The organism is Empedobacter sp. GD03865, from assembly GCF_029840775.1.
In the GTDB taxonomy this organism is placed as follows: Bacteria; Bacteroidota; Bacteroidia; order Flavobacteriales; family Weeksellaceae; genus Empedobacter; species Empedobacter falsenii_B.
In genome coordinates, this window is the sequence record NZ_JAOCDF010000052.1 from 1 (window position 1) to 11,355 (window position 11,355).

The following is an 11,355-nucleotide window of genomic DNA, read 5'->3' on the forward strand; positions in this document are numbered from 1 at the left end:
ATGAAATATTTACCAACACTCGAAACAGAACGGTTAATCATCAGACCTATTACGATTGATGATTTACAAGATTTTTTTGAAATGGATTCACAACCAGAAGTTCATGAATTTCTAAAAGCAGAACCTATTCAAACCATTGAAGAAACAAAAGAAATTATTGAAGATATCCAAAAACAATATGAAGAACTTGGACATGGTCGTCTTGCTGTTGTTGAAAAAGAAACAGGTAAAATGATTGGTTGGACTGGTTTTAAATATATTATAGAAAGCGAATCGATGAATAATAAATTCGATTTTATTGATATCGGATATCGTTACAGAAAAGAAACTTGGGGAAAAGGTTATGCAACTGAAGCTGCCGAAGCTTGCATGGACTTTTACAGAAAAAATATGTCACATATTAAACTAAACGCAATAACGCATGTTGATAATAAAGCTTCTCGAAATGTGTTAGAAAAAATGGGATTTGAAGTCACTGAAACTTTTCATCTTGACATGTGGGATTTGGATTGCTTTTGGTATGAATTGAAGAAATAATTAACTTCAAAATAATCTTGGTTCACGCAACCTTTTAAGCAATTGATTCTCTTTCTTTTAAATACTATTTATATGAAAAAGAATTTTTTACTTTTTTTGTTCGTTATTGGTTTTGGACAATTCATTTCAGCACAAGAAAAATCAAGCGATGAGCGCAAAAATGTCATCACTTTTAGCGTTCTTTCAGCAGCATTATCACCTCCAAGATGGACGTTTGGATACATTTATAAACTCAACGAACGTTATTGGATTGGCTCTGAAATCGGCTACGGAAGTTATCATAGCATTCCTCTTAGTCACAAACCAAAATATAAAATCAACGAAGATTATCAACTTTTTGAGATTCGACCAGAATTTTTTATCAATCTAAGCGAAAACAAACGAGTAAAACATCTTATTTCTTCTGAATTTTTCTATATTCATCACACTGATCATCTCGAAAATGGAGAATTTTATCGAAAAGATGATCAAAATTTTTCTTATTTATATTCTTATGATACTGCCGATTACAAGCGAGAAAAATATGGAATAAATCTTAATTATAATATTTTTATACAGTTGCACAAAGGTCTTATACTAATGCCAAAAGTTGGTTTAGGTGTAAAAAATAGAAATGTAAAATATTCGAATATTACAAATTTAGAAAGTGTTGATACTCGAATTTTTGATTATTTTATGAGCGGTTTAGAAAATCATTATAAAAAAGAAGGTTCTTCTACAGATTTCAATTTAAATCTTAACTTTAAAATCGCTTATCAATTTTAAACAAAACATGAAAAAAATAATTTTAACGACAATTTGTTTAGCTGCATCACAAGTTAATTTTGCACAAAAAATTTCGACGAATGATTATGAAGTTAAAACAACTTTAGCCGATTTTAATTTGAAAGGAAAGGTTGAAAAAATAACTTCTACAGCAACAGATGCAAAAGGAAATTCGACGACTTTACCTTTTTTAGAAAATGAATTTTACAATCAAATTTCGTTAGAATTTAATCAAAAAGGATTGTTAACAAAGCGAACAAATTATTTGGATTATCAAGGAAAATTAGCTGTTTATAACTATGTTAATTACGACTACAACAACTCAAATTTAATTGATAAACAAACGAATACAGTTATTAACAATGGTGAAGATCCAAAACGAGTTGCTTCGGACAAAAACTTCGTTTATGACAATAAAAATCGGTTGATAAACTTGACAGAAAAAATCGAAGGGAAATCGTCAAAATCTAATTATGAAACGATTTTTAATTATTCGAATAAATTGAATAAAATCACGACAAAAGTGGAAGGTTCTACAATTAGTGAAAATAATTTGACGTATAACAAAAATGGTTTATTGGTTTTGGATGAAATGACTTCTTTTGATGGAAAAAAAGGACGAAAATCGTATTATATTTATGATAAAGAAACGCCTATTTTTCAGGAAGAAATTGCTGGAAATTCGAGCAAAATAATGTTTTTTGAGAATGGAAATATTTCGAAATTACAATCATTTGACGCTAATAAAACGTTAGCCTATCAAGCTGATTTTGATTCGAAAAATGAAATTGTCAACTTTAAAAAACAATCGTTCCGAAATGGACAAACTGTTTTAACTTCTTATCAAGTTTCGTATGAATATGATTCGAAAAACAATTGGATAAAAGCCTCTATTTCAACTAATGGAGAATTGAAATATGTTGTAAAACGAACGATAAATTATTATTAAAACACAAAAGGTTGAGCGTTACTCAACCTTTCTTCACAAATAAATAACACTACACTACTTAAATCATAAAAGTAGGATGTTAAGCTTAAATCGCTTTTGGCGTATATATTTTTCTTAATTCTTTTGTCGCCGCAACCATTTCAATTAAAGCTTTTTCGGTTTCTTCCCAATGACGCGTTTTTAGTCCACAATCAGGATTCACCCATAATTGATCTGCCGGAATAACTTTTGCCGCTTTCTCTATCAAATCAACCATTTCTTCTTTCGACGGAACGCGAGGCGAGTGAATATCATAAACTCCAGGTCCAATATCATTTGGATAATTGAAATCTGAAAAAGCATTTAACAATTCCATTTGACTTCTCGAACATTCAATTGTAATGACATCCGCATCTAAATCAGCAATATTTTGAATAATATCATTGAATTCTGAATAGCACATATGCGTATGAATTTGCGTAGAATCATCGACATTACTTGAGGCTAATTTAAACGAATCAACAGCCCATTTCAAATAATTTTGCCATTCATCTTTTCTCAATGGTAAACCTTCACGAATTGCAGGCTCATCAATCTGAATAATTTTAATTCCAGCTTTTTCTAAATCCGAAACTTCATCACGAATCGCCAACGCAATTTGTTTACACGTCGTAGATCTTGGTTGATCGTCGCGAACAAAAGACCATTGCAAAATCGTAACCGGTCCTGTCAACATTCCTTTTACTTTTTGTTCTGTGATAGATTGTGCATATTTCGACCAATAAACTGTCATTGGAACTGGGCGATAAACATCACCAAAAATAATCGGTGGTTTTACACAACGCGTTCCATAACTCTGAACCCAACCATTTTTAGAAAAGACAAATCCAGCTAATTTTTCACCAAAATATTCCACCATATCGTTGCGCTCATATTCACCATGCACCAAAACATCAATGCCAATTTCTTCTTGCCATTCTATCGTACGCTTCGTTTCTTGTTTCAATAAAGTATCATATTCTTCGGCAGATAATTCCCCTTTTTTATACTTCGCACGCCAACTTCTCACCTCTTGCGTTTGTGGAAAAGAGCCGATTGTTGTCGTAGGAAAAGGAGGAAGATTCAATACATTTTGTTGCACAATTTTTCGGTTTCCAAAACTATTTGCACGATTATAATCTTCATCTTTTATTGCATTTACTCGTTCTTTAACTTGAGTTTGATGAATTAATTGAGAATTTTTTCTATTATTAATAGAGAATTGATTCGCTTCATATTGTTGAATCAATTTTTCGTCATTCGGGTTTGAAAAATAATTTTTTAAGAAAGCAACTTCTTCTAATTTTTGCTTCGCAAATGCAAACCAATCTTTAATTGTAGTCGGAAGATTTTTTTCGTTTGTTTCTAAATCTAAATCACAAGGTGAATGTAATAATGAACAAGATGTTGAAATAATAACTCGTTTTTCTCCAATTTTGTTCACAACTTTTTCTATCGTTGAAAGTGATTTTTGAAAATCATTTTTCCAAATATTTCTACCATCAACTAAACCTAAAGAAAGTTTTAATTGAGAAGGAGCTTGATTCAATATTTCATCAAGTTGATTTTCGTCTCGAACCAAATCAAGATGCAAAATATCAATTGGTAAATTGATTGCTAAAGCTGTATTATCTTTCAATCCATCAAAATAAGTTGCGACCTGAATCGTAAGTTGAGGAAATTCTTTTCTTATTTTTTTGTAAACTTCTTGATAAGCCGTTTTCGATTTTTCGTCTAAATCTAAAGCTAAAAAAGGTTCGTCGAACTGAATTGTATTTGCTCCATGATTGATTAAATCATGAATAATTTCAAAGTAAACTGGCAATAAATTCTGAATTAAATCAATTCGATCAAATCCTTCTTCTTTTTCTTTTCCTAATAATAAATAAGTAATTGGTCCAATTAAAACTGTTTTTGGATTAAAACCTTCTTTTTTTGCAGCGATAAATTCGTTTACGATAGAATTTGAGAAATATTTAAATTCTTGATTTTTTACAAATTCTGGAACGATATAATGGTAATTGGTATCAAACCATTTTGTCATTTCCATCGCTGTAATATCTAAATTATCTTTTTGAAAGCCTCTTGCCATCGCAAAATACAAGTCTAATTCGGTGTTCTTTTTATTTAGCGCAACCGTATTGAAACGCGCTGGAATTGCACCAACTGATAACGTAAAATCTAAAACTTGATCATAAAAAGAAAAGTCGTTACACGGAATTAAATCTATACCAGCAGCTTGTTGCAGCGCCCAATTTTGTTTGGTAATTGTACGGCTTGTTTGCAATAAAGCTTGTAGTTCAATTTTACCTGCCCAATAATTTTCGCAGGCTTTTTTTAGTTCACGGTTAGCGCCAATTCTTGGATAACCTAAAATTTGTGTTTGCATTATGATTGTTTTTTTAATGTTCAAAAAACACAAACGCGAGTTGATAAATAGTAAACCTATTTTGACAGACAGACTTCAAATCGCGAAAGTATCATCTTTTGTTTCTATTGGTAATCTGACTTGTAATTTCCATTACTCACAGTTGCGCGACAGCTCGTGATTCTCACACGATTCCCCAATAATTTATTGTTTATTTCTTTACAAATGTAACAAGACAAAATAAACGATTGTAAAACTTGAAAAAATAAGATTATACCACTTAATATGATTAATTTTACAAAACAAAACACTTAAACAACGATAAAATATCGTATTGAAAAGAATATTATTTGGATGGAAACATTAGATCAAACCGATTTAGAATTATTAAGAATTCTACAAAAAGATTCGAAATTGACAGTAAAAACCATTGCAGCTTTAGTTAATTTATCTCCTTCGCCCGTTTTTGAACGCATAAAAAGGTTGGAACAACAAGGTTATATCAAAAATTATAGAGCAGTTTTGGATGCCGAAAAACTAAACAAAGGCTTTATGGTTTTTTGCAGCATCAAGCTAAAGCAACATGATCGCACAATTGGGAATAAACTTGTGGAAGATATTTTGTTGATTGATGAAGTGGTGGAATGTTATAATATTTCGGGCGAATATGATTTTATCTTAAAAGTACAAGTTCTAGATATGAAACAATATCAAGATTTTGTTTTCAATAAATTGGGTGCTTTAGAAAGCATCGGAAGTACACACAGCTCTTTTGTGATGGCTGAAATAAAAAATACGTACGGAATCAATATTTAAAAAAAACAAAAGGTTGAGCAATGCTCAACCTTTTTTCCACAAATAAATAACACACTACTTTTTGATTACCTTGAAAGTAGAATTGTTAACTTTTATGATGTAAACACCTTTTGGTAAAGAGGAAACATCTAATTGATTTTTCCCTTTTTGAAGTGTTTTCTCTGTCATTTTAGTTCCTGTAATAGCGAAAATTTCGGCTTTTGAAGCTTCATTTGTTTCAATAAACAATACATTATTAACAGGATTTGGATAAACATTTACAGCAGATTTAGCTAAATCATTTGTACCTAAAACGGCTGATGAAATTGTGATGTTTTGTGAAACAACTTTTCCATTCGAATTAAAAGAAAGTTTGATTTTAGCTGTTCCATTTTTTAATGGATTAATCACTAATTCTTCCTTATCATTAATCGAAATTTCAGCTACTTCATTATTCTCGATGATTTCTAAATCTTTTACAATCGCTGCTGATAAATTATCAACATCCGAAACTTTATCTTTCAAATCAATTGTTGTTGCTGTGTTAATTTGATAAGTTGTCTCTAAATCATTGATAATTGGTGCCGCATTATCTGGAAAAACAGGTAAAGATTGGAACCAATAATAATCAGTCAAAGGAATTGTTTTCGTTAAATTTCCTTTATTATCAAATTTATGAATCCAGTGCTTATTATATTGAGATGTTGTAGTTATGATGATTAACTCATCTGTTCGTGGATCTACACGCAAACCTGCTCCATAAGGCATTTGTTTAGGATTTGTATCTTGACCAGGAATTGTAGCAAAATTCTCATTGAATTCATTTTTATCCACATCATATTTTACAATTGTTGGACTAACAGACCAACCTGCGCCTGGGAAAAAGTAAATTGAATTTTCTTGGGTTGAAGCACTAAAACTTCCAGCATTCCACGCTCCCCAAGTATTCGGAATTGTTTTCGTTGGAATCGATATTTCTGTCGTTTCTAAAGTAACAGGATTTATTTTGACTAATTTATTTGCCAATGCTCCCCAAACATTTCCATCCTTAGATTGTATTACAGAAATAAAACTTCCAGCAATCGTTTGCTTAATTTTGTGAGTGTTTGGATCAATTACTAATATTCCACCCTTTTGAGTTACGGCAAAAACATAAGTAGAAGTTCGAATAATATTTGCTAAAGCACCAAATTTATCAGCACCTTCAATTAAAGATCCTAATTTCAAGTTTTCAATATCAAACAAATAAAGTCCACTTGAAGTTCCTAAATATCCTGTTTTAGCATCAACACCTACAAAACTTCTTCCGTCTCCACCAATTGTTTCGAAGCTGGCTTTTTTCTGTAAAGTTTTCGAATCAGCTACAACTAAACGATTTCCTTGTTTTGAAACAATGAAAAAATTATCACCATAAATTGTTGCAAAAGGAGGCGTTACACCTAACTCTTCATTGGTATTCGCAGTTTTGTAAATATTATAATCAATAGAATAATCTGGATTCATAAAATTAATTGATCCATTTGCATGACCAAACCAATCTTCATTCAGAATAAAAACACCATTTGTGTATTCTTTTGTTTGTGCAAAACTTGTTTGAATTGCTACTATTGTAAAAATCGAAAGTAAAAATTTCTTCATGTATTGTTTTTTTAGAAATCCGAAACCATCATCCATGAATGACAGCCTCGGATAAAAATATTTAGAATGTTATTTAAAAATTATAAATGCAAATCATAAGCACCTGCAACTTCTGTTGAGATTTCGCCTAACCAACCCGCTTCTTGATTTGTTGCTGTGTAAACTTTGATAAAATCGATTCCTAATAATTTAACAGGATTTCCATTTTTATCAACAGCCCAATCAATATCAATATTTGAATCTTCGCTGTTATTTGGTGCATTGTCTACATAACCATAAGCCAATTGTTTACCAGTCCAAATACCATTTTTCTCTGTATAATTGCTTGCCAAAAGTGTACCTGAGAATTTTAACTGATCCGAACCAAACCACAATGGATAATATGATTGTTTATGATAAGAATTTTTAGTTTTATAACCTGAATTTCCTTGATTATCTGTCCATTTTACATATTCAGGATTAGGTATTTTATCTTCTTCGGTTGGTTTTTGATAAGAAATACTATAATTTTTTATTGTATTTGGATTCGTGTACTCACTTCCTGCAATTTCGTACCATTCGTCGTCATCTGGTTTTCCGTTTTTATTTTTATCATATGCAACCATCACAATTCCAGGTTCAGAAGATCCAGCAAAACCATTTCCTAAAACTTTAAAATCGCGTTTGTTTGGTTGGTTCATAATCGTATGGTCAAAACCAAATACCACATATCCTCCGTAACCTCCAAGTGTAATCATTGTAGATTTTTCTCCTACTAAAGCCTTAGCAGCTTTGGCTGTCATATCAGCTTGAGTTTCTCCTGTTACATAAGCTGGTAAAGCATTTGTGAATTGTCCAACTGCTGGCAAATAATCAAAGACTTGAGAAATATATTTACTGTAAGTAGATAATTCTTGTGTAACATTAACCTTTGTTTTTATCGTTTTAGAAGTTACTCCTGAAGTAATTTCTAATGTTAAATCATAAGCACCAACTTTATCAGAAACAAAACCTAAAGTTTTCTCATTGCCAATAATTTCATTGCCAAGTTTCCATGTATATTGTAAATCTTCAGCAAAAAGTGGACAGTTAAGACCTAAAAATTAAGTTAGTGTTTTCATTAAAACATTAACTTTAATTATGTCAAATTCTAAAAAGAAAACTCCAGAAAAATTTGTAAAAGATATTCGTAATAATACACGAAGAATTTTTACAGCTGAACAAAAGATATTAATCGTAATGGAAGCTTTACGAGCAGAGACTTCTGTTGCTGAACTATGTCGAAAATATTCGATTTCACAATCTCAATTCTATAAATGGAATAAAGAGTTTTTGGAAGCTGGTAAAAAGCGACTTTCAGGCGATATAACACGTGAAGCAACGAGCAATGATGTTTCTGATTTACGTAAAGAAAACATGCGTTTAAAGGAGATTGTAGCCGATTTAATTGTTCGCTATGATATCGTAAAAAAAACCTTGGACTCATTGGATTAATTGGTAAATTCAAGAAATATATGCGATTATCAGCAAGTGAAAAATACGAGATTATTGAAGTTGTTACACGTTCAGAAATCGGTGTTAAACGGACTTTGGATGAGTTTGGTATTTCCAGAAGTACATTTTACAAATGGTATTCTAATTATCTTGAAAATGGATTTGAAGGTTTAGAATCAAAACGTCCATCTATTCATCGAAAATGGAACAGTATTCCCGAATCTCAGAAAGATTTGATTGTAGAATTAGCCTTAGATTATCCAGAATTATCGGCTAGAGAATTAGCATTTAAAATGACGGACGAATTAGGTGTTTTTATTTCAGAATCGAGCGTTTATCGGATATTAAAGCAAAGAGATTTGATTTCTGCACCCAATCATATCTTAATTTCAGCAGCAAATGAATTCAACGACAAAACCAATTTTGTGCATGAAATGTGGCAAACAGATTTTACATATTTCAAGATTATTGGTTGGGGATGGTATTATTTGAGTACTATTTTGGACGATTACAGTCGCTATATTATTCATTGGGAGTTGTGCAGCTCGATGAAGGCTGAAGATGTAAAAAGAACCGTAAAAAAGGCAATTGAAAAGGCTCAAATTAAAACCAAACAGAGACCAAAATTATTGTCAGACAATGGACCTTGTTATGTTTCAAATGAATTAAAAGATTATTTGAAAAATACTCAAAAAATGAAACATATACGAGGAAAACCGCTTCATCCTCAAACGCAAGGAAAAATTGAACGTTATCATAGAACAATGAAAAATGTGGTAAAACTGGATCATTATTATCATCCTGAGGAACTAATTTTTGCCCTCGAACATTTTGTCGAAAATTACAACAATCGTAGATATCATGAGGCTTTGAATAATCTAACTCCTGCCGATATGTATTTCGGAAGAGCAGATAAAATATTGGAAAAAAGAGCAATTATTAAACAAAAAACAATCGCTAAAAGAAGGCAATTGTATTTTCAACAAAAAATTATAAATTTATAAAAAAAACACTCTCTTAATTTTTTAACTGAAATGTCTCATTTGTTTTGAAAACGTACAGTTTGAAGGTAAATTGCAGAAGCAGAAGCATAGTCTTTCGCTGATTGAAAAATATTACTTTTTTGACCATTATATAAAGAAATCATTTCCATGTCATCTAAAGAAAATTTTCCTAAATCGACAATTCCATTCTGCGCATTTCCCAATTGAATTCCATCATAAAAAACTGCAACATGTTGAGATCCCATCCCACGAACATCAATAGTTTTTAAACCTCCAACTCCTCCGTAATCTTTGATTTGTACACCTGCAAAAAAACGAACAGCATCTGCCACAGAATGGCTATTTAAAGCCTCTAGTTCCGCTCCTTTCAATTCCTGAACAGGAACAACGGCTTTTATATTATTTTTTAAAATATTAACTTGCTGAAACTCTAAAATACTATCATGAATAATTTGCGCAGAGGCTATGCGACATGAAAGCAAAATCAAGCTGCAACAAATAATTATAGTTTTCAGATTTCTCATTTAGCAATAATCAATTGTTGCTAACGAGAGTGTATGAAGAAGTATTGAAAGGACGAACCTATCCAAAATTTGAACTTCACGCTTTAGTCCCCGAAAGCATTCAACATTTATCATTTTGGTAGGTCTTCTGACTTACTCCTTTTTTAGAAATCCTTCCCATTAAAAACAGTGGATATAATGTATCTAAAAAATATGGAGCTTACAGCAGCGGGTCTGTTCAGGATTTTCACCTGATTCCCTGTTACCGAACGGTTAAATTCGCACCAAATGTTAATCAAAAGTAAAATTATTATTTTGAATAAACAATTAAATCTTTATCAATAATAGCTAAACAAAAAAAGCTAACTCATTCGTTAGCTTCTTCTTTTACTTTATTTATTTCGATCACTTCTCCAGTTTCATCAACCTGAACCGCAATCTTTTCATAATTCCATTTATCAAATTCTTTTTCTCCAACAATAATTGCAGTCCCAGAGCCTTTTGTTCCTTTTATAGGTACAGAGATGTTAGCTTCACCAGTATCATTTGTAATAGAAATATTTCCAGTAAAAACTCCGTTCGTTTTAACATCCGCACCCAATTTCTGCTGAACTTCAGGATTTTGATTAATAATATTAATTGCATGTTTCGTTACATCGCTATCCGAAGTTATCTTACTAAAATCCCAAAAAGCACCACCAATTAACAATCCAAAAAATAAAATCACAAACGACAAACAGCCAACTGGCACAACCCATTTCCAGTTACGTTTAAACCAACTTTCCTTTGGTAACAATTGATTATCATACTGATTTTCTTCCATAATATATAGGTTTTAAGTAAAGATAATAAATTTGGGCGTTCCCTCGCTCTTTGCCTTCCTTTATATCATTCATAGAATAACCAAAATAATACAAACACAGCTAATGTAAATCACTCGGTCGGGCTATCCGTTGCAATCTTTTGTAGAAGAAAATTGGAAGTGATTACAGGAAAACCAATTCCTCCAAAAGGATTTCCACTACTATCCCTAACGCGGGTTGTAAGTTGTAAGTTTTGAGTGATAAGTTATAATTTATAAGACATAAGATTTAAGACTTACAGGAATAGAAGTAGAAGTTAAAATATCCACTTGAGGGAAATAGGGGCTTTTCGATTTATGAGTTGTAAGTTATAAAGGAAGCTTCCTTTTTATTAAGAAGAAGCTTCTTGTTGGATGAAAGCAAGCTTCTTTTTTTATAAAACATAGTCTGGAGATGCGTAAAGCTTACAGCGTTCAGCCTAAAGCGCGACGTATAACCACAA

At 31.4% G+C, this 11,355-nt stretch carries 8 protein-coding genes, 2 pseudogenes and 2 riboswitches; of the genes and pseudogenes, 5 read left to right on the forward strand and 5 right to left on the reverse strand.

What is annotated here, in order from left to right:
- From N5D46_RS14155 to N5D46_RS14165, 3 genes are all read left to right on the forward strand, one after another.
- The coding region (locus N5D46_RS14155; protein ID WP_125348865.1) for a GNAT family N-acetyltransferase at positions 1 to 537 on the forward strand (537 nt) is incomplete at its 5' end.
- 72 nt (positions 538 to 609) lie between these two features.
- The gene (locus N5D46_RS14160; protein WP_280050387.1) at positions 610 to 1,302 is read left to right on the forward strand and encodes a hypothetical protein; all 693 of its coding nucleotides are present in this window, start codon (positions 610 to 612) and stop codon (positions 1,300 to 1,302) included.
- Positions 1,303 to 1,309: 7 nt separating this feature from the next.
- A complete protein-coding gene (locus tag N5D46_RS14165; protein WP_280050388.1) occupies positions 1,310 to 2,251 on the forward strand; it encodes a hypothetical protein in 942 nt (313 codons plus the stop codon).
- 85 nt (positions 2,252 to 2,336) lie between these two features.
- On the opposite strand, the gene metE is transcribed toward N5D46_RS14165, so the two are convergent.
- Positions 2,337 to 4,658 (reverse strand): 5-methyltetrahydropteroyltriglutamate--homocysteine S-methyltransferase, encoded by a 2,322-nt coding sequence (gene metE / locus N5D46_RS14170; RefSeq protein ID WP_280050389.1) that lies wholly within the window; start codon positions 4,656 to 4,658, stop codon positions 2,337 to 2,339.
- An 87-nt stretch (positions 4,659 to 4,745) separates the two neighbouring features.
- Positions 4,746 to 4,893, reverse strand: a riboswitch (cobalamin riboswitch).
- A 98-nt stretch (positions 4,894 to 4,991) separates the two neighbouring features.
- On the opposite strand from metE, the gene N5D46_RS14175 reads away from it, so the two are divergent.
- A complete protein-coding gene (locus N5D46_RS14175; protein WP_280050390.1) occupies positions 4,992 to 5,453 on the forward strand; it encodes an Lrp/AsnC family transcriptional regulator in 462 nt (153 codons plus the stop codon).
- Positions 5,454 to 5,507: 54 nt separating this feature from the next.
- Here the strand turns inward: N5D46_RS14175 and N5D46_RS14180 are convergent, their stop codons facing one another.
- Together N5D46_RS14180 and N5D46_RS14185 are read right to left on the reverse strand one after the other, a co-directional pair.
- Positions 5,508 to 7,070: a DUF5074 domain-containing protein gene (locus N5D46_RS14180; protein ID WP_280050391.1), complete on the reverse strand. Its 1,563-nt coding sequence runs from the start codon at positions 7,068 to 7,070 to the stop codon at positions 5,508 to 5,510.
- Between the two features lie 80 nt (positions 7,071 to 7,150).
- A complete protein-coding gene (locus N5D46_RS14185; RefSeq protein ID WP_280050392.1) occupies positions 7,151 to 7,918 on the reverse strand; it encodes a PKD domain-containing protein in 768 nt (255 codons plus the stop codon).
- 271 nt (positions 7,919 to 8,189) lie between these two features.
- On the opposite strand from N5D46_RS14185, the pseudogene N5D46_RS14190 reads away from it, so the two are divergent.
- Positions 8,190 to 9,547 (forward strand): annotated as a pseudogene (locus tag N5D46_RS14190) (IS3 family transposase).
- 41 nt (positions 9,548 to 9,588) lie between these two features.
- Here the strand turns inward: N5D46_RS14190 and N5D46_RS14195 are convergent.
- Both N5D46_RS14195 and N5D46_RS14200 read right to left on the reverse strand, forming a co-directional pair.
- Positions 9,589 to 10,071 (reverse strand): annotated as a pseudogene (locus N5D46_RS14195) (Plug domain-containing protein); the annotation flags it as partial.
- Between the two features lie 99 nt (positions 10,072 to 10,170).
- Positions 10,171 to 10,354: riboswitch (cobalamin riboswitch) on the reverse strand.
- Positions 10,355 to 10,417: 63 nt separating this feature from the next.
- Positions 10,418 to 10,873, reverse strand: a complete 456-nt coding sequence (locus N5D46_RS14200; RefSeq protein WP_280038188.1) for a cytochrome c oxidase assembly factor Coa1 family protein — start codon at positions 10,871 to 10,873, stop codon at positions 10,418 to 10,420.
- Positions 10,874 to 11,355: the final 482 nt, after the last annotated feature.